Below are 22,054 nucleotides of genomic sequence, written 5' to 3'. Positions count from 1 at the left end.
GGGTTACTCATAATAAATGGCGCTGTAAGGGAATTCCAGGATTTTCATCCTGTACTCCTTGGGGGTCATGGACATGTATTCCCGGAATATCTTGCCGAAGTAGCTGGGACTGTCAAAGCCGCATAGCCGGCCAATCTCATGGATGGGGGTGTCTGTTGTCCGAAGCAGGGCGATGGCTGCTTCCATCCGCCTGTCTCTCAGGTAGGCCAGCGGTGAGGTTTGCTCCGCCTTCTGGAAGAGGCGGCATAAGTGATGCTTGTTAATGCCGCAATGCTCCGAGAGAATGTCCAATGTCAGCTCGGAAGGATAGTGTTCTCTCATAAATTTCTTTGCCTTCTCAATAATCGTGCTGGAGGTAACGCTGATCTCCTTGCTTTGCTCCCTGCATGTCCGCACCAGAAGCAGCATCCATTCATAAGCAAGAGCGGACAATGTGTATTTATCGGTTATCTTTTCCACCGCTATCTTCTCCATAAGTCTCCAGAAGCCTTGAATTAAGGGAGAGTCGGAGTCCTGCCTCAGGATGGGAACGTCCAATCCTATGACATAATCCCAGATTCGATTGGCTTCATCCCCCCGCAAATTCAGCCAGATAATCTCCCAGGGCTCCTTCTGTCCGTTGTAATAATACCGGTGTTGGCTGGGCACCTTTACCAAAAACCCCGTTTCCTTCGGTAAATCATGGACTTGGTTCTCATATTCAATAAAACCTTGGCCACTTAGGGTATATTGGAAAATCACATGCCCGCAATCCGGCCTTTCTTCACCGCGGAAGCTGTATTCCGTGCTGGAGATCATCTGCCAGCCAATAGAGTCAATAGTCAATATTGATTTATCTTCATTCCGGAATGCATAAGAGGAAGGCTCAAGCATAAGATGACCTCCATAATCGAAAAAGTCAATTTTGTTATAGTATAGATCACATCTTTAAGATTGTCATCCCTTTTGCGCAGGGGTAAGATCGGTGTATATGAAGGAGTGATCTTAGGATGGAACAGAGCGAGTTGATGTTAAAAATAATGCCTGATGAGTTCTGGTGGGGAGGCCGTGCGGCGGACGGGTGCCATATGCCCTACGGTGCTGACGCATTGTTCCAAGCGGATTTGAACATCAACCATGGAGGAAACCAGGCAAGCCCCTTGCTGATCTCCAGCAAAGGAAGATACGTATGGAGTGCGGAGCCGTTTGCGTTTCAATTTAAGGGAGGTACGCTGCTGGTTAACGGAGATAAGGGACAAGAGCTGCTGACGGGAGAGGGATATGAAACTCTGCGGGGAGTGTATCGGCATGTCTCCGAGACTTTTTTCCCTCCTGCACAGACCATCCCGGAGGAACTGCTGTTCACTGCACCGCAGTATAATTTGTGGATTGAGCTGCAATACGAGCCTACCCAGGAGAAGGTGCTGGAATATGCGAGGAATGTGCTGGCTCATGGCATGCCCCCGGGTGTGCTTATGATTGACGATAACTGGCACGGGCCGTATGGAACCTGGGTTTTCCATTCAGGACGGTTTCCCGATCCCAAGGGAATGACGGATGAGCTTCATGCCATGGGCTTTCAAGTGATGCTGTGGGTATGCCCGTTCATCAGCCCGGATTCACAAGTGTTCCGCCAACTGGAGCCGTCCGGCGTTCTGTTGAAGGATAAGGAGGGTAAAACCGCCTTGCGCAAATGGTGGAACGGGTACAGTGCTGTGCTGGATGGCACGAATCCCGATGCCGTCCGGTGGATTCACGAACAACTGGACGCTTTGCGGGATGAATATGGTGTAGATGGCTTCAAGCTGGATGCCGGAGATGTGGAGTTCTATGCTCCCGGGGATCAGACTTATGTGGAAGGAACAACCCCCAGCGGGCAAAGTGAAGCATGGGCACGAGTTGGGCTGAAGTACAAATTGAACGAGTACCGGGCCTGCTGGAAGCTGGCGGGGCAGTCCTTAGCCCAGCGTCTGAAGGACAAGCGCCATGATTGGCAGGTCAACGGGCTGGGAGCGGTGCTTCCGGATGGCTTGGCCCAGGGTTTGCTTGGATATGCCTACACCTGTCCGGATATGATCGGGGGAGGGGAAATCTCCAGCTTCACCGGAGCCAAGCTGGACCAGGAGCTGGTTGTGCGTTCCGCCCAATGCTCGGCGTTGTTCCCGATGATGCAATTTTCTGCTGCTCCGTGGCGGGTTCTGGATCAGGAGCATGAGCAATATTGTGTGGAGGCGGCACAGCTTCACGCCCGGTTCGGGCAAGAAATTCTGGAGCTGGCAAAGCAATCCGCTGTAACCGGGGAACCGATCCTGCGGCATATGGCTTTTGTGTTCCCTGGAGAGGGGATGGAGAAGGTGGTGGACCAGTTTATGCTGGGCGACGAAGTGCTGGTGGCGCCTGTACTGGTCAAGGAAATGAGGAGCAGGACGGTACAATTTCCCACAGGCAGATGGGAGGGCGACGACGGAAGTGTAGTGGAGGGGCCGGGAGTACAACAGATTGAAGTTCCATTGAGGAGACTACCCTGGTACAGGAGACGCACATAAGAAACTGCCCGCTTAAAAAAGGTGTTTACGTAACATGCCCCAGATTTGTACAATCTGGAGTAAAGCTGCATATTGTGTGAAATTGGAATTTAATGGAGACAGGAGTAAACCTATGATTCCTTCATGGCAACATCTCAAGATTCAAGAGGAACCGCGAACCCGTTATTATGTAAATCCCGTGCGAATGGTTTGGCAATCCGAGGAGCCAGGTGCGGTACTGGAACGCTCTGAGCTGCTGTTTGCCGGGCGCGACGGTCAATCCTTGCTCAGCGCCGCTATGGACCAGACCTGTATCATGAGCCACAAGGGCAGCGCACCGGGATTCCTGCTGGATTTTGGTACGGAGCTTCATGGCGGTGTACAGATCTGTATCGTAGGTGGCGATAATAAAACCCGAAGGACAGCAAGGTTCCGTGTCCGTTTCGGGGAATCCGCCATGGAAGCAATGAGTGAACTGGGCGGAGAGGCCAATGCCACCAATAACCATGCAGTGCGGGACGGGATGTTCGAGGTCAGCTTCATGGGTGCGGAAGAGATCGGGAACAGCGGCTTCCGGTTTGTGCGCATCGACTTTTTGGATGAGGGACATTTTGTGCAGGTGCTCAGTGTTCGTGCTGTTGCTGTGATGCATGATGCGGAGTATAAAGGCAGCTTCCGCTGCAATGATGAGTTATTGAACCGAATATGGGACACTGGAGCCTATACGGTTCATTTGAACATGCAGGACTATCTGTGGGACGGGATCAAGCGGGACAGGCTGGTGTGGACAGGAGATATGCACCCGGAAACCTCGACGCTGCAAGCGGTATTTGGTTATCATGAGGTGGTGCCGCGGAGCCTGGATTTTATCCGCAATGAAAGCCCTCTGCCGGGCTGGATGACCACCTTCCCCACCTACTCCATCTGGTGGATTCTGGTGCACCATGACTGGTACATGCATAACGGGGATTTAGGCTACTTGCTGGAGCAGCGGGAGTATATGACCGGACTATTGCGCCAACTGGCCGGTTGCATCCGGGAGGACGGGACGGTAGATATCCCCAACCCGTTCCTGGATTGGCCTTCCTCCACCAACCCCGAAGGAGTGCGGGCGGGCGCTCATGCATTATTTGTTTGGTGTATGGAGGCTGGAGTGAAGCTGTGCGGGTGGATGGACAAGCAGGAAACAGCAGATTTGTGCCGCCGTAGTGAAGCCAAGCTGCGCACGGTGACGCCGGATCACAATAGGAGCAGGCAGGCGGCATCCTTATTAGCATTGGTTGGTTTGCTTGACCCTGCCGCAACCAATGAAGAGGTGATTGCACCGGAATCGCCCAAGGGGTATTCCACCTTCTATGGGTACTATATTCTGAAGGCCCGCGGCGAAGCCGGAGATATCCGGGGCAGCCTGGACAGCATCCGGTCTTATTGGGGCGGCATGCTGTCTCTCGGTGCCACCACCTTCTGGGAGGATTTCGATATAGCGTGGCTGGACAATGCGGCGCGGATCGATGAGCTGACTCCGGTGGGCAAGGTGGATGTGCATGGCGCCTACGGCGGTTATTGCTACCAGGGGTACAGGCATAGTCTCTGTCATGGCTGGGCATCCGGCCCGACAGCCTGGCTGTCCGAATATGTCCTGGGCATCCGTCCGGTGGAGCCGGGCTGCAAGACTATCCGGGTTGCACCCCAATTGGGCGACCTGGAATGGGTGGAGGGGAGCTTCCCCACCCCTTACGGGATTGTGAAGGTGAAGCATACGAAGCAGCCGGACGGGACGGTGCATTCGGAGATTGAAGCGCCGGAGGGTGTAACGGTGCAAAGGGCGTAATAGCGGGAGGGGTAACAACGAAGCTGCCAAGGGATTGGCGGCTTTTTTTGTTTTTGGCGGAAGGGAGCTGATGATGGGCGGGGGATACCGATGGGAAGATGGGACACCGGGGAGGTCTGTGGGTGGCGGGGGAGAAGGTCGGTGGGAGATGCGGGGCAGCTAACGGATCGAGGAGGCGCTATTTGCTCGAAACCCGGTCCTTTTCCAATTGTGCGGACCGTAGAGCCGTTATTTGGCTCCAAACCTCCTGATCGGCGGTGTTTTGTTGGATTTAGCGTCCCCTGTGTCCGTGAATTGTGCAAAAGTGCCCAAATGGGCGAAATAAGGGATCGTCGGTCCGTTACGAGATTAGGGGTTGTCCCTCCAGCAGGTTTGAGGGCCATAGCAATGGAATTCACCACCCCCGAACCAATTGCAACCCATATGCTTCAGATAACCTCCTTGCACAAAACGGGCAAAGGTGTTGCCAGGATTATATCCTGGAAGGATGTCCCGCATTATAATCAAAACGATTAAAATCCCAGATTCTAGGGCAGGGAGGGGGTTAATGAAATTAACAAGACCGGCATAATCGGAGTCAGCAAGAAAAAAACGCCCGGATTCGGCTGGCGGGGATGTGGCAACGGAAGGATTTTATTAATGTTAGGGGAGACGCACATGTACAAACGGTCCAAATCGCTTATATGCAAAATGCTGGTGCTGGTATTGCTGGCTGCTTCAGTGGTCAGCCCAGGGAGTACCGCCGTATGGGCAGCGGGAGACACAACTAACAGCAGAAAAACGGATGTGTGGGATTTTGGCGGTGTGGAAGCGGCGGGCAGCAATTATACCAATCATATTACGTTGGGCACACTTAACGGGTTAACCGCCAATGTTCAATCCGGATGGTTTAAGGTAAACACTACCTTCGGTGATCTGACGGTGGTGACACCGGGAAATTACCACCGGCTCTATTACAAAGGTCCTTTATCATATGATCCGACCAAGAATCCCACTGTCAAAAGTTTCCCGGATGGTTATACGAATGCGGGGAGCATTTATTCCGCGGGTGCAGGTGACGATACAGCCCGCTACATCCGCATTGACAATGTACAGGCAGGGGATATCATCACCCTTTACGGGTTTTCTACCAATACCTCAGGTTCAGAAAAACCTCTTGTCAATTTCGCATTAACCAGCGCTGGGACTGGGAAAACGATTTTGAAAAATAGCGATATTGTTTTGGGCAACGGGGAAATATTTACGTTTCCGGCTGAGGAAACAGGCTCGCTGAAGATTTATTTCACCAATACCGGAAGCTATAAGCCTAATGTGGCCCGGATCACCCGTACTCCCGGCGTAAACGTCAACGGTTTATTAAACCTGAATGGGTATGCGCTTACAGAGCATGAGCTGGTTTTCCAGAATCAACAAACGGCCGGTATCCATACTGCCACTCTGAACCCGGACGGCACCTTTGATGTGACATTGCCTGCGGGGTACACCTACACCGCTGCCCTGCTGAACGTGAGCTCCGACTATTCCATCTCCGACCAGTCCAAAACCGTGGTGACCGCTCTGGCGGATATCCCCGTTGGAATCGGAGGCATCACCCTGGATGTGGCCAAGATTTCCATGGCCAAGGTCAGCGGGCCTGTGTCAGGCTTTGATAGCGGTTATGATCTCAGCAATTTGAAGGTGATTTTGACACCTCCGGCAGACAGTCTTGCCCCGGCGGTTGAAGCGGCGGTAGATAAGCTGACCATGACCTATTCCGCAGATGTGAGATCAGGCATCCCGTACAATCTGACCATATCCGGTGTAAATGATTATGATCTCACAGGCGTAAGCCAAGTCCAGATCACCGCAAACACCACGCAGGATATTACTGTTACCAAGAAACCAATTTACACAGCAACCGGCGCTTTTGTAGGGCTGCCAGCTTCCGTAACCGTTTCCAGCATTGCATTTTCTCATGTGGAGGATGGGTATGTTTATTCCGGTACAGCCCTAAATGGAGCGTATTCCGCCAACCTCCGGGACGGAGCTTATGCAGTGAAGGCGGTTACCTCTGATCCGGCGTACACCACGGTAGGCCATGTGGTGGTCAACGGAAGCAACGCCATAAAGGACATCAAGTTCTCCACGTCAACACCGCTGCCGGCGCTGCCTCTGGTTCAGGATTTGTATGTGGGCGACTCCTCCAAGGAAAATAACTTCTCCACGGTAAAAGAGGCTCTCGCATCCGCTGCCCGGATGAATCCCCAAAGCGAGCAGGAGCGGATTACCATCCATATCACCCCAGGCGTGTACCGGGCCCAGCTTAAAATTGAAACCCCCTACATCAGCCTGGTGAATGCCGCACCGCAGCAAGGGGAAGTGAAAATCACCTGGTATTACGGCGTGGGTTACGTATATTACAGCGCCAATAAAGGTTATTACAGCGAGGATCACGCCTTCGATAAGTTCCTGAAGAGCGGCGTGGAAAAGTGGGGCCCTACCGTTTATCTCACTTCCAAGGCGACTGGTTTTCGGGCGGAAAATATCGTATTCGAAAACTCCTTCAACAAGTACATCACCCAGGAGGAGATCGATGACGGCGTTCAGGTAGACCCGGTTTCCCCCACCAATACCACAGTCAGAACCATGGCCTTGGACGCCACCTCAAGAGGAGCGACGGAGAGAGCGGCCGCTATGGCCATTGAAGCCGACCGCGCCGAGTTCTACAAGAGCAAATTCTTGTCCAATCAGGATACCTTGTATACGGGAGCTGTCCGCATCTACTTCAAGGATAGCTTTATTGAAGGCAACACAGACTACATTTTCGGCGACGGCAACGTGGTGTTCGATAACTGCATTCTGAATTTCGCCGGGTACAGTGACCAGGATTCGTCGGGGTACATTACAGCGGCAAGCACCGATCCTTCTCGCATGGGATACCTGTTTAGGGACAGCACCATCACGGGAACCAGCCACGGCAGCTTTAAGGCCCAGGGCTTCTTCGGTCGGCCGTGGAGAACCAATGCCGGAGCCAAATTCCTGGACTCCAAGCTCCAGGAGCCTTCCGTGATCGTACCCCAGGGTTGGGCGGGAATGAGCGGCAATACGCCGGAAAACGCACGTTTCTTTGAATACAACACTACCTATAACGGCGCCCCGGCGGATACCTCGGCCAGAAGCAGCTATCTCCTTAGCGGGGAAGCGGCGGTTACGGATGTGCGGCAATATTTCGGCAGCGACTGGATACCGGTTTATTATACCGAAGGTAACGTAACGGCCCCTGTATTAAACCCGGACATCGTAACGGGTCAAAATCAGGCTGCGCTCAACTGGCAGCCAGCCCAATCCAGTATCGGGTCCGTAATGTACGCCGTGTACCAGGACGGACAGAAGGTCGGCATCACCACTGACACAGCTTATACTGCAGGCAATCTGGCTCCTGGCACCACGTACAGCTTCCAGGTGACCGCCGTCAATACAGCGGGCAATACAGCCGCAAGCTCTACGGTACATGCTGCTACTGCTGCGCTTCAAGGCATTCCAGCTGCTCCGGTGATTACGGCTACGCCCGGTGACAGCAGCGCTACCATTAATTGGAACACGGTAACGGGCGCTACCTACTACACCGTAAAAGGGATGAAAGCAGGCAGTACAGTCTTCGACCTGGTGTACGGCGTTTCCACGCCCACGGTAACCTCATACACCTACTCCAATCTGATGAACGGAACTGCGTATCAATTCGTCGTCACCGCTTCCAACATATACGGAGAGAGTGCTGCTTCTAACATGGTAACGGTTATTCCAACCGGAGAACAAGGTTCATTGAAGTTCACCCCTGCGGATTTCACCGGAATGGACATTGACAATCCGAAGACAGCCGGCTACTCCAGCTTTAATGACGATTCCAATGTGTTCACTCTTACCGGCTCCGGAACAGGCATTAACAAAGCAGCCAACGGACGGGATCAAATCTACATGAAGGCGGTCAAGCTGGCGGGGGATTATTCCATCAGCGCCAAAGCTACCTACAACAGCGGTCTGTTCGGGCATATGGCCTTAACCATCCGGGAGAGCCTTGACCCCAGCAGCTATCACTATACCCAGGCCGCAACCAACACAGGCGGCAGAAAAATGTTCCGTTATACCGGGTCCTCCAACGGCTCCAACACCACGATGCCGTTAGGCGGGACAGCCTATTTGAAAATCACCAAAACCGGCGACAAAATCGTCTCCATTCTCAGCGCCAATCCCATACCGGAGAATCCGGTAAGCTCAGAGACCTTGTCCATTACCACAGCCACGGCCACGGATCTGGGGCTTGACGCCAACGGGAATCCCAAGGAGCTTTATGCAGGTCTTATGGTAAGCTCCGGCAACGCCTCTTCCTCCATGACCGCCAGCTTCGAGGATGTCCGGATTGTGATGGCGGACGGTACGGTTGTGTTCGATTCCAATGCAGGCCAGCCGGTTGCGCCCAAGAATGTAGCTTCCAAACCCTATGATAAAAGCGCGCTGATCTCCTGGGCTCCGCTCTACACGGCCACCTCGTATACCGTGAAGCAAAGCAACAGCGCAAACGGCCCGTTTACGGATGCGCAAACGGTCAGCGGCTCTGTGTATCAGGCGATGATTTCCGGTTTGGAAAACGGAAAAACCTACTACTTCGCGGTGACCGCCAGCAATGCCAGCGGGGAGGGTGTTGCTTCGGAGATTGTGAGTGTCGTCCCATCCGCTGCTGCCGTCATGCCTCCTGTTATCACCATGACATCGGCTGCGCCTGCAAGCCAGGTATTCAGCGCCTTGGTGCCGCTCAGAGGTTCGGTAGACAAGGACAGCACACTGACCATTACCAATAACGGAAGCATCGTGAAGCCCAATGGCATTGACAGCAGCCTCACCATACCGGCGAATGGAACCTTCAGCACAACCCTGATTTTGAATGAGGGTGTGAATGAAATTGTGATTAAGGCAGTGGACACCTACGGCAACGTGTCGAGTGTAAAGTATACCGTGACATACACCTACAAGGCAGCACAAATCGGCTTCTATCTGGCAGACGGCCAAGCGGCAACCGGGCTGGCGGCGGGAGAGGAGCTTGTGGTGAAGGCAGCTGTGGAAAACTATATTGCCTCCGCGCAGGACATTGTGCTGGTGATCGGTCTTTACGATGAGCACAACAATTTGGTGAAAATGATATTCAGCGCCGAAACCCTGGCCAATGGAGTGTCCGACACCCTTTATGCCAAGCTGAGGCTGCCCGGGGAAGTGGCCGGATATACAGTCAAAGCCTATGTCTGGGATAACCTGTCGGCTGCACATCCCATATCCGATGTTTTTGTACTGAAGTAAGGCATATTCCAGGAGGAACCTTATGCGAAAAAAAATCTTATCAGCTATGATGGGCGCTCTGTTAAGCAGTTCGTTTCTGGCGGGGGCTCTGCCGGTCCAGGCAGCGGATGCGCCGGCTACGATTCCGGCCTTTCCCGGAGCCGAGGGCGGAGGCATGTATGCCAGCGGCGGCCGCGGTTATGATGTCTATGAAGTGACGAATCTGAAGGACTCCGGTCCCGGCTCCCTGCGGGATGCGGTCAGCGGTGACAACCGGATGGTGGTGTTCCGTGTATCGGGAACCATTCAGTTGTCCAGCGCCTTGAGCATCAACAGCCGGAAGAACATTACAATCGCCGGCCAGACGGCGCCGGGTGACGGTATATGCATCGCCGGCTTTAATACGGATATCAGCAATTCCTCCAACATCATTATCCGGTATCTGAGATTCCGTCCCGGCTCGGCTAATATCTCCAGCGAGCCGGATGCCATTGGCGGGCGCGGCTCCAAGTACCTGATGCTGGACCATATCTCGGCAGGCTGGTCAACAGATGAATCCATGTCTTTTTATGAAAATGACAATGTGACCGTGCAGTGGAGCATTATCAACGAAAGTCTTACCTTATCCGGCCATGTGAAGGGCAGACACGGCTATGGAGGCATCTGGGGCGGCAAGGACACTACCTACCACCATAATCTGATGACCACTCATACCAGTCGGATGCCCAGAATCGGCAACGGCGCCACACCGGGCAGTATTACCATGTCTAACAATGTCATTTACAACTGGGGCTTTAACAACACCTACGGCGGCATGACCACTCTGCTCTCCAATGTGATCAACAATTACTACAAACCCGGCCCGTCCACACTCCGTTCAGTTAGAGAGCGGGTAATCAATCCCGGCGACGGGGAGTTTTATGTCAACGGCAATTATATGTTCGGCAGTCCGGAGGTAACGGCGGACAATAACAAGGGCATTCAGGACCGGATTTCAACCACTGTGATGTCCAAAACCCCGTTCCAAAACGTTGGTTATACGAATGTAACCATTGAGGATGCCCAAGCTGCTTATCAGGCGGTGCTGGCCAGAGCCGGAGCCGTTCTGCCCCGGAGAGATGCGGTGGATGCCCGGCTGGTGGAGGATGTCCGCAACGGAACCGGACGAATTATTAACCGGGAATTCGAGGTCGGCGGGTATCCCGAGCTGAAATCGGCAGAAGCTCCGTTAGACACGGATCATGACGGGATGCCGGATGTTTGGGAGGAAACCAAGGGACTGGACAAAACCAATCCGGCTGATGGAAAAACCATCACGGCAAGCGGCTACAGCAATCTGGAGCTGTACCTGAACAGTTTGGTTGACATGTCCTTTGCCCCGGAGAATCCCATTGTGAAGCTGGTCACCCCCACTTATAACGGACTTTATGAAAAAAGCGGCTCTATGCAAATGGTTGCGGAGGCTTCTGATGCCGACGGCATAGCCAAGGTGCAGTTCTTCAGCAACGATGTGCTTGTGGGAGAAGATGCGGAAGCGCCCTATAGCTTTACCCTGGATAATTTGGAGCCGGGAACATACTTTATATCCGCCCGGGCCTATGACACCAAAGGAAATGCAGGCCAGTCCACCTCCATGCCGGTGCACGTGAACGGACCCCAGGTGGAAGCTCCCTGGTTAACGGCAGATATCGGCACTACACCGGTTAACGGCAGCGGCAGTCTGGAAGCTTCTGGAGTGTTAACTGTGAAGGGATCCGGCAAGATTGGGGGCAAGGCGGACAGCTTCCACTATGTGTATCAGCCCATTACCGGCAATGCCGCCTTGACGGCTAAGCTGGATTCCATTGCCTTGTTGGACAATAATGCCATATCGGGTCTGATGATCCGGGAAAATCTGGAGCCGGATGCCCCGTTAGCGATGATCAGCACCTCCATTATCAAGGCGGACCGGGATGAGAACGGCAATGGCGACAAGGACGACACCTTTTATGCCACCTTTTTCTCCTCGAGAATGAAGCAAGGCACAGATGCGTTGACCCTGGGAACCACCGACTATCCTCAGGACCGGCTGCCGGCTTTGACGGATAACACCATGCCCATTTGGCTCAAAATTGAAAGAGTGGACGATAGTATCATTGCATACACCTCCTACGATGGTGCAGCCTGGAAGGAGCTTGCCAAAAAATCCTTCCCTATGGGTAAAGAAGCATTGATCGGATTTGCAGTCGATGCGACCCAGCCGCAAAATGGGGATGTGTACTACAACACGGCAAAGTTCAGCAATATTAGGCTGTCAGACTCCTTCACCGTTCTGGGGCTGAAGCTTACGGATGCTTGGGGTGAACCGGTGGAGAGTTTGACTCCGGGCTTAACGGCTGTCGCTTCGGTGACTGTCAAGAATCACTCTGTTGCTCTGGAGGAAGCAGCCATAGCCATTCAACTGTACGGTGCCAATGATGAAGTCTTGGGCACCACCTATGTCAAATCCAAATTTGGGCTGGATCAGACCAAAACCGTCAAAGCGGGCTTCAGTACCCCGCTGAATCTGGAGGGGCTGAAGGTAAAGGCCTTTGTTGTGAGTAACGTGAATGCGGCAGCGGATGTCATATCCAATGTAGCTGTTGTGGAATAGAGCAGGGACCAAGTTTTTTAGGACAGGAGAGGGCGTATGAAGAAAACAGGGCAACAACTCATGCGGGCTTTTGCAGCATTGCTGGTTATGGCAATGGTCTTTGCCAATGGAGGAATAGGGCAGGCTGCGGAATTGCAGGTAACGGTCAGCCAGTCCGTGGAGCAGAATCTGGCATCATTCTTTGTAAAAGGCGCGGCAGGCAACTCGCAAGTGTCCATTGTGGTGATGCAGAAGCAAACCCGGTCCATCGCTTATATGGATCAGGGAATAGCAGCGGGCGGAGAGGTGCGTTTTTCCACGCTGCTGCCCAAAGGCGATTATGCCGGTTACGTCAGCACCCCGGGGGCAGCGAAGGTGATGCTCCAGGATTTCAGTATTGAAAAGGAGGAGACAATCACCGGCTTTAAGGCAATGAAGGCCGTTACAGTGGCAAAAGGGGCCCGCGCTGTGCTGCCCAGCACCGCCATTGCGGTGTTCGACAGCGGTGCCAACCGGGAGGTCGGCGTACAATGGCCGGATGTACCGGGAACGGAAACGCCAGGTGAATTCACCGTGTCCGGCGTGGTGAACGGGACCGCGCAGAAAGTGGAGCTGAAGCTGATTGTCAGCGGTGCAACGCCGACACCGACAGCAACGCCAACACCGACGCCAACACCGACGCCAACACCGACGCCAACACCGACGCCGACACCAACGGCAACGCCGACACCGACATCGACGGTAACACCAACGGCAACACCGACGGCAACGTCGACACCAACGTCTGATTCGGAGGGGGAATCTGAGCCGTCCTCGGGTGGGCCAACACCAACGGCAACACCTGCCGCCACTCCAGCAGCTTCGCCGAGTGGAGCCGCAGCGATTAAGGCAGCTGCTGTCCTTGACGGCACCACTGCTAAAGCGGAGATTACCCCGGATGCCATCAGCAGCGCATTTGCCAAGGCAACGGCGGACAGCAATGGCATCAAGAGGGTTGAGATCGTAATCGGTGAGGTAGCGGGAGCCAAGGCTTATGAGCCGGTGCTTCCGGCAAGTGCCGTAACCGGCAGCAATGCCAGCCAGGTGATGAAGGTGACCACACCCGTGGGAGCGGTTGAGCTGGCCGGCAATTTGCTTCAACCGCAGCAGGCGGGTGGAAGTTCCTCGGTTTCCCTTGTAATGGGAGCCATCGGCCCATCTGGGATAACAGATCCTGCTCTAAAAGCTGCAGCAGGTGACCGGCCGGTACTGGAGTTGGTGCTGAAGGCGGGAGGAAAAGCTATTGACCCCGGACAACAAGCAGCACGGGTCAAGATTTCCATTCCATACCAGCCTAAAGCTGGAGAAAACCCGGAGCATCTGGTCATCCAATATGCGGATGAGGAAGGCAATCTCCGTAAAATCCCCAATACCAAATATGATGCGGGTACGGGTATGGTCACCTTTACCGCAGCCCCATCCGGTCAATTTGCTTTGACGTATGTAGTGAAAAGCTTCGCCGACAGCGTGGACTATAAGTGGGCGGAGCAGGCTATCGGTGTATTGGCCTCCAAGGGCATTATAGAGGGCAGCTCGGAATCGGAATTTTCCCCTGCGGCACCCATTACCAGAGCGGATTTCCTAGTTCTCTTGGTCCGCACCTTGGGACTGAACACCGATTTCACCGGCAATTTCAGTGATACTAGCCCTTCCGACTATTATTATGAAGCCCTGGGCATTGCCAAACAGCTGGGAATCAGCAATGGTGCAGACGGAAATTCGTTCCATCCTCGGGATTCCATTACCCGGCAGGAGCTGATGGTGCTGAGCGCCAGAGCACTTCAGTTGGCGGAGGTAATCGGCAAATCCGGCGGCGCCGCGGAGCTTGACTCCTTCCACGACAGCGCGGATGTGGCTGCATATGCCAAGGAAAGTATTGCGGCTATGGTCAAAGCCGGGATTGTAGCCGGCAAGGGAGAAGCCTTGGCTCCTCTGGACCAGGCAACCCGCGCAGAAACCGCAGTGATTATGTACCGAATTTTCAATAAGCTGTAGACAGAAGCGAAGAGGCACGCGGGGGAAGGCTATCCAGTTGGTCGGCAGTTCAGCCTGGCCAGCTGGTCAGGCTGGCGGGGAGCCGGACTCCAGAGCCGTTATTTGCTCCCAACATGTACTTTTGCGGATTTTACGGACACAGGATGCGCTATTGTTCCGGAAAATCGCTCAAGCCGGCTCCTTTTGCCCGAATAACGGCTGCTGAGTCCGCGAGATTCATAAAACGGCGGATTTTCACCAAATAGCGGCTTCTCTGTCCGTTAGGCAACCATTACCGAGGACTGTCCCCAAGTCATGACAAATGGCGGGGGACAGTCCTCTTTTTTTGCAAACGGGGAGGTATGCTGCTATAGAATCAGTGACTGCCGTTCTCTTTCCGATACGCCTCCAAGCAATCCCGGCATATACACGCCTTCCCGAGGCGCTCTGCCGGAACACGGTCCCGCAAGGCCTGGGGAATCCGGGCGGTCATACACCAGCAGCTGTATGGATCTTCTCCTGCGGTCACTGCGCACCCGTTGGCCTGTCCGCAGAGAGGGCATGTGTCTTCACCGGTATGGGAGTCTGGATGAGTCAAATCGAAGCGCCTCCTTGCTGGGGTAACTTTAATAAATTGAGTATAGCAAAATGGCCGGAAAAGGGATATAAAGAAAGGTAGAGAGGCAGATGCCTGCTATCGACACAACGGAAAGCGGAGGTATACATATACGTGGGAGCAAGTGATTTTTTTACCATAGAGCAGGCAGCGGAAGGAATCTGGGCGGCAATTGTGGTTCCCGGCTCAGGCGCTCTTGGGAATGCGGCAATTCTGGACTTGGGCGACCGGACGGTTGTGGTGGATAGCTTTATGCTGCCGCAAGCGGGGGAGGCCTTAAGAGAAACGGCGGAGGCACTTACTGGCAGAACGGTGGGCATCGTGGTGAATACCCATTTTCATGGCGACCATCATTATGGAAACCAGGCCTTCCCGGGCAGCACCATTATTTCAACCCAAGGGACCAAGGAGCTGCTGCAGGGTTTTGGTGTTCCCGTTGTGGAGGTATGGCAGTCTGCCCTGCGTAAGCAGATCACCGGATTCGCCGAAACAAAGGCCAAACAAACAGACGACCGTATCAAAGCTGCTCTGGAAGCGGAAATAGCGGACAAGGAGCAACTGTTCCTGGCTGTTCCAACCATTACAAGAGTGATGGCACAGCTTACCTTCACAGAGCGGCTAACCCTACACGGCTCTGCCCGCACGGCCCAGATTATGTCCTACGGGGGAGGCCATACCCAAAGCGACGCTTTTGTGTATGTACCGGAGGAAAAGGTGCTGGTGGCCGGCGATCTGGTTCTGGGCAGCCACCATCCGGCCATGCTGAACGGGGACTCAGCATCCTGGCTGCGGATCCTGGAGAGGCTGGAGCAAGAGCTGGTTGTCGGCTGCATCATACCGGGACACGGACAGGTAGTCGGACCCGGCAGTTTAACGGATATGAAGAACTATCTCCAGGACATCCTGGTTTATGCGCGCAAAGCAGCGGCAAGCGGTTTATCCCTCGAGCACTGGCTCGCTCAAGGCATACCGGAACCCTATGATGAGTGGGGAAGCTCCCATGTATTCGAATGGAATTTCCGCTGGTTGTTCGATCAGTATTCGGCAGAACTCAAGGAGGGAAGCGGCGTATGAAGCAATATTCCTGTACAGAGCATCCGTTTCAAATTTGCGGCTTGGTGCATCAGCTGCTGCCGGGAAAGTTTTGGCGGCTTCCGGAAGCCATGTTGGAGCAGGTATCGGATGGAGTGGCGGCAAGAGCCGTTCATCCAACAGGGGGACGGATCAGGTTTCGCACTGACTCCACCACTGTGACGATCCGGACGTTATTGCGGACCAACGTGGTAGATTGGGCAATTCCTCTATCTGGCTCCGCCGGAGCGGATGTGTATGTGGGGCGGGGCAACGCTGTCCGGTACGCCGGAATCGCCGTCCCTAAGGATTATGTGAGCAAAACGGGCAGCCTGACTTTTACCAAGGATAAGGTAATGGAGGATATTATTATCCACCTGCCGAGAAATGAAGAGCTGGAGGATGTCCTCATCGAGTTGGAGGAGGATGCCCGGGTGGAGGCGGCTACTCCGTATGGGCTTGAACGGCCGATGGTCTTCTACGGCTCCTCCATTACCGAAGGCGGCTGTGCCTCCCGGGCAGCCAATGCATATACGGCTTTGTTGTCCAAATGGCTGGATGCGGATTACACCAATTTGGGGTTTTCGGGTTCGGCCAAGGGGGAGCCGGAGCTGGCGGCTTATATTGCCGGTTTGGAGATGAGTGTGTTTATCTATGATTACGACCATAACGCACCCGATCCGGAGCATCTGAAGAAAACCCATGAGCCGTTTTTCCGGACGATCCGCCAAGCGCAGCCGGAGCTGCCGGTGTTGTTCCTAACGAAGCCAGACTTCGACCAGGACCCGGCAACGGCCGTACTACGCCGTAGTACCATCCGCCGCACCTACGAAAACGCACAAGCCTCCGGTGACCTCAATGTCTATTTTATCGACGGGGAAACCTATTTTGGCCGGAAGGACAGGGAAGCCTGTACGGTGGACGGCTGCCATCCCAATGATCTGGGCTTTATGCGGATGGCCGAAACTATTTACCCGGTGCTGCGAAACATCCTGACTCAGCGGAATAGAGAGTGGCGCGCGTGAAGAGAAAGCTGGTTATTGGGGTTTGTATGTTAGCTTTAGGAATCTTCATTCTTTGGGAGGATATCTACGGATTCCGCACCTTGGAGGAGGCTGTAAATGCTGAGTTCAAGTCGCCCGTACAGATTGTCAACCAGGATGCCCAGAACCGTCTGGTTATGTTCAAGGACAAAACCCAGTATGTGCTGGGGGTATACCGGGAATGGAACGGGAGATTGTATTATAAAAATGACCGCGGAAGCTCCGGATGGACAGCCAGTACCATGAATGGTCCTGCTTTTCTGGTGGTGGCAGAGAAGAAACCGGACAGAGGCAACTTCGTTTGGGGGGCGCTTTATACGGACATTCCCGTGCGGTCGTTTCTGGTGGAGTACAAAAATGGGGATATCCAGGAAGTGAATGCAAGCCAGAATACTTTTGTGGTGAAAATGCCGGAGATTTACCGGGATTCGTCCGAGTTGGGCGCCGCGTCTATTGTCAAGTCCGTAAACGCCTATGGATTGGATAATCAGCTCATTAAAACCTGGAAATAATCCAAAGAAAGGAGGGTTTACGATCAAGCTGGAGCGGCTTATCTCCATCATCTACAAGCTGTTGAATCATGAGGTGCTGTCCGCATCCACGTTGGCCGAAGAGTTCCAGGTTTCCCCAAGAACCATCTACCGGGATATTGATGTGATTTGTGCCGCAGGCTTTCCGGTGGTTTCCTATCAGGGGATGAACGGCGGGTACGGCATGATGGACGGATATAAAATGGATAAAACGCTGCTTGGTTCCTATGACGTGGCTTCGGTGGTTACCGTTCTCAGAGGGCTCGCCTCCGTCTTTGAGGATGAACGGGCACAAGGAACCATTGAGCGGATGCAAACGTTAGGGCCGGATGACCAAGCTCCCAGCGTGGCCGTGAATTTGGACACCCGCCGCACAGACCCGGAGGCTCTGCCGCAGCTGCGCGCGGCTATTTCTCAGCGCCTAACCGTCTCTTTCGATTATGTGAGTGCCAAGAATGAACGCACCACCCGGGACCTGGAGCCGGCAGGGCTTCAATTTAAATTCGGCAACTGGTACGTTACCGGATTCTGCCGTTCCCGGAAGGAGCAGCGGGAGTTCCGGTTATCCCGGATGCTCAATCTGCGCCTGACAAGGGAGACCTTTGCGCCGCAGCAGGAATTATCCCGAGAAGTTGAAGCAACTTCCGGAGCTTATGAAGCCCAACTGGAGGATGTGGTGGTCCGGGTAAAACCGCAAGCAATGGCGGAAGCGCTGGACCAGTTTCATCAGTCGGAAAAGGAGTTCCATGCCGATGGCAGCATGACGCTTCGGCTCAGGGTTTACCGGCCTTTGGAAGCACAATGGTTATGGTCAATGCTGTTGGGTTTCGGAAGCGGGGCGGAAGTGATGGAGCCGCCTGCCTTGCGGGGAATTCTGAAGCAGCAGCTGCAGCAAGCTTTGCGATTCTATGAAGAAGTGTGACAGCCTGTTGTCATACTTCTTTTTTTATAATGGGAGCAGGTTCCAAGAAATTCATCCCAAGAGTCGTAAAGGAGACCGTTATATGACCAATCATCCGGCAACAATGTACGCCTATCATGTGTGGGCCAATCAAGTGATTTTGGAGAAAATCCGGGAGCTTCCGTCCGATGTGCTGAGTCTGGAGGTGAACAGCTCGTTTCCCACTCTCGCCCATGCGCTCAGCCATATTTATGCCGTGGATAAAATGTGGTATCTGGTAGTGACGGGAACCGGCATGCGGGAAGCCTTCGAGGAATGCCGGCCGCTGAATACGAGCATCCTGGATACGGTGGAGCAATATATGGACTTATACGCGGAGCTGTCGGGTCTATTTCAACAGTGGCTGCGGGACCAGACTGATCTGGAGCAAACCCTTCTGCTGGATAATCCGTTTGCCGGCGTGCGCCAAACCCGTTTATCGGAGATACTGCTCCATCTGGTCAATCATGGCACCTACCACAGAGGCAATATATCCACCATGCTCCGTCAGCTTGGGTATGCCACTGCCATGAACGATTACGCCTTTTTTTGGTATCAGGAGTCTGTGGAAGCTATATAGAGAAGGAGGCTGGCCCCGGTATGGAGGTCCAAAATCTGCTTGCGGCTACAACGCGGGAATCCTTGCGGGATTGGCTCGCGGAACATAGCACTACGGAGAACTGCTGCTGGGTCATCGTAAGTATGGTGCCGGAGCCGGGGAAGCTGCTTTATCTGGACGCGGTGGAGGAGGCGTTATGTGTCGGGTGGATTGACGGGGTGAAAAAGAAGCTGTCGGAGACCCAAACGGCACAGCGGCTGTCTCCCCGCAGTAAAACCAGCTCTTGGACGGAGCTGAACAAGGAGCGCGTCAGGCGGCTGGAGCGTCTTGGGCTGATGAGAGAGGAAGGGCGGAAGGTGCTTCCCGATATGTCCCCGGAAGCATTCCGGATTGATCCGGTTATCTGGCAAAGGTTGCAGGAGGAGGAAGCTGTTTATGGCAACTTCTTTGCGTTTCCGGAGCTGTACCGGCGCATCAGGATCGACACCATCCAGAGCTGCAAGCAGCAGCCGGAGCTGTTCCGGAGCAGACTGGATAAGTTCATTGCCAACATCAGGGAAAACAAGATGGTTGGTCAATGGCATGATAATGGGCGGTTGCTGGAGGAGTGATGGGCTTTGACTTCCCGCTTTAAAACGTTTTATAATCAGGAAATAAAAGAACGGCGGGAGCGGGAGTGGAGCATGTCATCGAAAATCCAGGATATAGCCAAGCTGGCGGGGGTATCGCCGGCCACAGTATCGCTTGCCCTGAACGATAAGCCAGGGGTTAGTCTGACTACCAAACGGAAGATTCAGCAGCTGGCCAAACAAATGAATTATGTCCCGAACCGGCTGGCTCAAGGCCTTCAAGGGGGCAAATCCAATAATGTTCTGGTTTTTATGTCGGGACCCCAATACGACTATTTCAACAGCCCATTCTATTTCGAAACGTTGAAGCACTTGTCCCGGGGCTTGTCGGAATCTCCCTATCATATGATGCTGCAAATCGCCACAGCGGATATGGAGCAGGAGCAGCTGCAAGCTATAGCGGCAGGCAAGGGGTACGATGCGGCAGTTTTCATGGGGCTGCGTATGCCATTGGACACGGCGGTGGGGATTGTGGGTGAGTCCAAACCCTTGGTGTTTGTTAACCGGCCATGCGGAGAGCTGGGTTATTCCGTCAATGCGGATTATGCAGCAGGCATGGAGCTCTTGACGCGGCACCTGATTAGGCTGGGGCATAAGGATATTGCGTTTATCGGCTACTCGCCGAAGCTGGCTTCCTCCGAGCTGCGGATGACCGGATTCCGCAGGGCGTTTGCGGAAGCAGGACTGCCGGTGCCGGAAAACCGGGTTTATTATGCCGATTATTATCAGGAGTCCGGCTATCTAGCCATGCGGAAGCTGATCCAGTCCGGCGCAGCTTTACCCAGTGCAGTGATCGGGGGCAATGATCTCATTGCCATCGGTGCGCTGGAGGCGCTGCTGGATGCAGGCTTGCGGGTGCCGGAGGATATTTCCGTGGCTGGCGTGGATAATATCCCCAACACCCATCTGCTAAAGGTGCCGCTGACCACGGTGCATGTTGCACATGATGCCATCGGCTTCGCCGCCGCCCAAGCCGTGATTGGGCTGCTGGATGGGAACAACGTAGAGAGGGAGACCTGGGTGGATGTCAGTCTGGTCCAAAGGCAGAGCACAAGTGTGCCAGGAGGGAGCGGTTCGGTAGGGTAGGGTACAGAACCGTCTCGTCCCGTGTATCACAGGTGAAGAGCGGCGCTCTGGGATAGCGGAAGGCGAACTTCTTCTATTTCGGCCAAACTGGAGAGAAACCCGAAATAAGGCCAGGCGGATTTCCGCTATTGGCGTGTTATCCCGGAAAAAGGCTGTGAATGAGGGGAATAAAGGAAAGTAACATACCGCTATCTATCGTTTTTCGGGCTTGTGGAACCCATAAGGGAAGAGTAGCTTCCCTTATGGGTTTTTTTTCGCAGGTGGAAAGCAAGGGCCGCGTGGCGAATAATTCACCCGGTTTAAAACGTTTTAAAATTTTCGTTGACCCCGTGCCGGACCTTCGTATAAAATCGTAAGCAGGAAGGATGAAAGAGGATGTTTATCAAGATGTTCATTGGGTATAGCATTCATCCAGACATAATTTAAAACGTTTTAATTCAAACTTTGGGAGGGTTACATGTGAAGTCTGCAACAGAACAGTATGATGTAGTGGTCATTGGCGGCGGTTTGGCGGGTTTCTGTGCTGCCGTATCCGCTGCGCGCCATGGGGCAAAGACCTGTCTGATCCAGGATCGACCCGTCTTCGGGGGCAACAGCTCGTCGGAGATCAGGGTTACACCCCATGGAGCTGCGGCCTTTCACGCTTATGCCAGGGAAACGGGCATTATTTCCGAGCTGTTGATTGAGGAACGGGCAGCCAATCACGAGGAAATCTGGGAGAACGGCTGGACCAACAGCGTATGGGATATGACCATGTACAATATGGCGGCCAGCACGGCCAACCTGACCATTCGGCTTAACACCACCGTATTTGCCTTGGAAAAGAGCAGCGACCGCATCATCCGATCCGTTACCGGACGGGTGTCCAATGCCGAAACGGAGATTACCTTCACGGCTGCCGCCTTCATCGATTGCACCGGGGACGGGGTAGTGGCGGATCTGGCGGGCTGCGAATGGAGAATGGGCTCGGAAGGGCGTGAGGAATTCGGCGAATACCATGCGCCGGAGCAAGCCAGCCGGGATACCATGGGCAACTCCATTCATTTCCGGGCCCGGGACATGGGCAGGCCGGTTCCCTTCATTGCACCGGATTGGGCGGTAAAACATGAGGATGCAAGCTACTTTTATGAGGACGGCCGGCTTCCCAAGGAGCTGCGGGGCGGTTACTGGTGGCTGGAAATTGGAGTTCCATGGCATACCATCCACGATGCGGAGGATATCCGGCATGAGCTGACCCGCACTAGCGATGCGTCAAACCTAACATGGAATTATCCAATATTCCTAAATATGGGTTAATTTGAACGTTGTCACCTG

The 22,054-nt window shown here is 54.0% G+C and carries 15 protein-coding genes; 13 read left to right on the top strand and 2 right to left on the bottom strand.

Annotation, left to right across the window (positions count from 1 at the left end; genetic code table 11):
• Nucleotides 1-3 precede the first annotated feature (3 nt).
• Nucleotides 4-873, bottom strand: a complete 870-nt coding sequence (locus tag ACI1P1_RS13240; protein ID WP_416216873.1) for a helix-turn-helix transcriptional regulator — start codon at nucleotides 871-873, stop codon at nucleotides 4-6.
• A 116-nt stretch (nucleotides 874-989) separates the two neighbouring features.
• On the opposite strand from ACI1P1_RS13240, the gene ACI1P1_RS13235 reads away from it, so the two are divergent.
• From ACI1P1_RS13235 to ACI1P1_RS13215, 5 genes are all read left to right on the top strand, one after another.
• Nucleotides 990-2,525 (top strand): glycoside hydrolase family 31 protein, encoded by a 1,536-nt coding sequence (locus ACI1P1_RS13235; RefSeq protein WP_416216872.1) that lies wholly within the window; start codon nucleotides 990-992, stop codon nucleotides 2,523-2,525.
• A gap of 112 nt (nucleotides 2,526-2,637) precedes the next feature.
• Complete coding sequence (locus ACI1P1_RS13230) at nucleotides 2,638-4,335, top strand: alpha-L-rhamnosidase-related protein (RefSeq protein ID WP_416216871.1); 1,698 nt, start codon at nucleotides 2,638-2,640, stop codon at nucleotides 4,333-4,335.
• Between the two features lie 657 nt (nucleotides 4,336-4,992).
• Entirely contained in the window at nucleotides 4,993-9,663 is a 4,671-nt protein-coding gene (locus ACI1P1_RS13225) for a pectinesterase family protein (RefSeq protein ID WP_416216870.1), read from the top strand.
• 22 nt (nucleotides 9,664-9,685) lie between these two features.
• Complete coding sequence (locus ACI1P1_RS13220; protein WP_416216869.1) at nucleotides 9,686-12,274, top strand: Ig-like domain-containing protein; 2,589 nt, start codon at nucleotides 9,686-9,688, stop codon at nucleotides 12,272-12,274.
• Nucleotides 12,275-12,310: 36 nt separating this feature from the next.
• Nucleotides 12,311-14,287, top strand: coding sequence for an S-layer homology domain-containing protein (locus ACI1P1_RS13215; protein ID WP_416216868.1), 1,977 nt, complete (start codon nucleotides 12,311-12,313; stop codon nucleotides 14,285-14,287).
• A 355-nt stretch (nucleotides 14,288-14,642) separates the two neighbouring features.
• Here ACI1P1_RS13215 and ACI1P1_RS13210 read toward each other — a convergent pair whose 3' ends face one another.
• Entirely contained in the window at nucleotides 14,643-14,864 is a 222-nt protein-coding gene (locus ACI1P1_RS13210; protein WP_416216867.1) for a cysteine-rich CWC family protein, read from the bottom strand.
• A 132-nt stretch (nucleotides 14,865-14,996) separates the two neighbouring features.
• On the opposite strand from ACI1P1_RS13210, the gene ACI1P1_RS13205 reads away from it, so the two are divergent.
• The 8 genes from ACI1P1_RS13205 (at nucleotide 14,997) to ACI1P1_RS13170 (ending at nucleotide 22,036) form a co-directional block, all read left to right on the top strand.
• Nucleotides 14,997-15,956, top strand: coding sequence for an MBL fold metallo-hydrolase (locus ACI1P1_RS13205; protein WP_416216866.1), 960 nt, complete (start codon nucleotides 14,997-14,999; stop codon nucleotides 15,954-15,956).
• Nucleotides 15,953-16,978, top strand: a complete 1,026-nt coding sequence (locus tag ACI1P1_RS13200; protein ID WP_416216865.1) for an SGNH/GDSL hydrolase family protein — start codon at nucleotides 15,953-15,955, stop codon at nucleotides 16,976-16,978. Before ACI1P1_RS13205 ends, ACI1P1_RS13200 begins: the two co-directional genes overlap by 4 nt.
• Nucleotides 16,979-17,004: 26 nt before the next feature.
• Nucleotides 17,005-17,508, top strand: a complete 504-nt coding sequence (locus tag ACI1P1_RS13195) for a hypothetical protein (RefSeq protein ID WP_416216864.1) — start codon at nucleotides 17,005-17,007, stop codon at nucleotides 17,506-17,508.
• A gap of 22 nt (nucleotides 17,509-17,530) precedes the next feature.
• Nucleotides 17,531-18,448: a helix-turn-helix transcriptional regulator gene (locus tag ACI1P1_RS13190; protein ID WP_416217131.1), complete on the top strand. Its 918-nt coding sequence runs from the start codon at nucleotides 17,531-17,533 to the stop codon at nucleotides 18,446-18,448.
• An 82-nt stretch (nucleotides 18,449-18,530) separates the two neighbouring features.
• Entirely contained in the window at nucleotides 18,531-19,046 is a 516-nt protein-coding gene (locus ACI1P1_RS13185; RefSeq protein ID WP_416216863.1) for a DinB family protein, read from the top strand.
• A gap of 20 nt (nucleotides 19,047-19,066) precedes the next feature.
• Nucleotides 19,067-19,636, top strand: coding sequence for a YdeI/OmpD-associated family protein (locus ACI1P1_RS13180; RefSeq protein ID WP_416216862.1), 570 nt, complete (start codon nucleotides 19,067-19,069; stop codon nucleotides 19,634-19,636).
• A gap of 72 nt (nucleotides 19,637-19,708) precedes the next feature.
• Complete coding sequence (locus tag ACI1P1_RS13175; RefSeq protein WP_416216861.1) at nucleotides 19,709-20,740, top strand: LacI family DNA-binding transcriptional regulator; 1,032 nt, start codon at nucleotides 19,709-19,711, stop codon at nucleotides 20,738-20,740.
• 459 nt (nucleotides 20,741-21,199) lie between these two features.
• Entirely contained in the window at nucleotides 21,200-22,036 is an 837-nt protein-coding gene (locus ACI1P1_RS13170; RefSeq protein WP_416216860.1) for an FAD-dependent oxidoreductase, read from the top strand.
• Nucleotides 22,037-22,054 lie beyond the last annotated feature (18 nt).

It is taken from the genome of Paenibacillus mesotrionivorans, from assembly GCF_046098205.1.
Taxonomy (GTDB): domain Bacteria; phylum Bacillota; class Bacilli; order Paenibacillales; family NBRC-103111; genus Paenibacillus_AR; species Paenibacillus_AR mesotrionivorans.
Note: the sequence above shows the minus strand (reverse complement) of the source record. Positions and strands in the feature narration are given on the sequence as shown.

Excerpts from the sequence above, each read along its gene's own strand:
- ACI1P1_RS13240 (WP_416216873.1), bottom strand. The coding sequence starts at position 873 with ATGCTTGAGCCTTCCTCTTATGCATTCCGGAATGAAGATAAATCAATA.
- ACI1P1_RS13215 (WP_416216868.1), top strand. The coding sequence starts at position 12,311 with ATGAAGAAAACAGGGCAACAACTCATGCGGGCTTTTGCAGCATTGCTG.
- ACI1P1_RS13200 (WP_416216865.1), top strand. The coding sequence starts at position 15,953 with ATGAAGCAATATTCCTGTACAGAGCATCCGTTTCAAATTTGCGGCTTG.
- ACI1P1_RS13225 (WP_416216870.1), top strand. The coding sequence starts at position 4,993 with ATGTACAAACGGTCCAAATCGCTTATATGCAAAATGCTGGTGCTGGTA.
- ACI1P1_RS13185 (WP_416216863.1), top strand. The coding sequence starts at position 18,531 with ATGACCAATCATCCGGCAACAATGTACGCCTATCATGTGTGGGCCAAT.
- ACI1P1_RS13180 (WP_416216862.1), top strand. The coding sequence starts at position 19,067 with ATGGAGGTCCAAAATCTGCTTGCGGCTACAACGCGGGAATCCTTGCGG.
- ACI1P1_RS13220 (WP_416216869.1), top strand. The coding sequence starts at position 9,686 with ATGCGAAAAAAAATCTTATCAGCTATGATGGGCGCTCTGTTAAGCAGT.
- ACI1P1_RS13235 (WP_416216872.1), top strand. The coding sequence starts at position 990 with ATGGAACAGAGCGAGTTGATGTTAAAAATAATGCCTGATGAGTTCTGG.
- ACI1P1_RS13230 (WP_416216871.1), top strand. The coding sequence starts at position 2,638 with ATGATTCCTTCATGGCAACATCTCAAGATTCAAGAGGAACCGCGAACC.
- ACI1P1_RS13175 (WP_416216861.1), top strand. The coding sequence starts at position 19,709 with ATGTCATCGAAAATCCAGGATATAGCCAAGCTGGCGGGGGTATCGCCG.
- ACI1P1_RS13195 (WP_416216864.1), top strand. The coding sequence starts at position 17,005 with ATGTTAGCTTTAGGAATCTTCATTCTTTGGGAGGATATCTACGGATTC.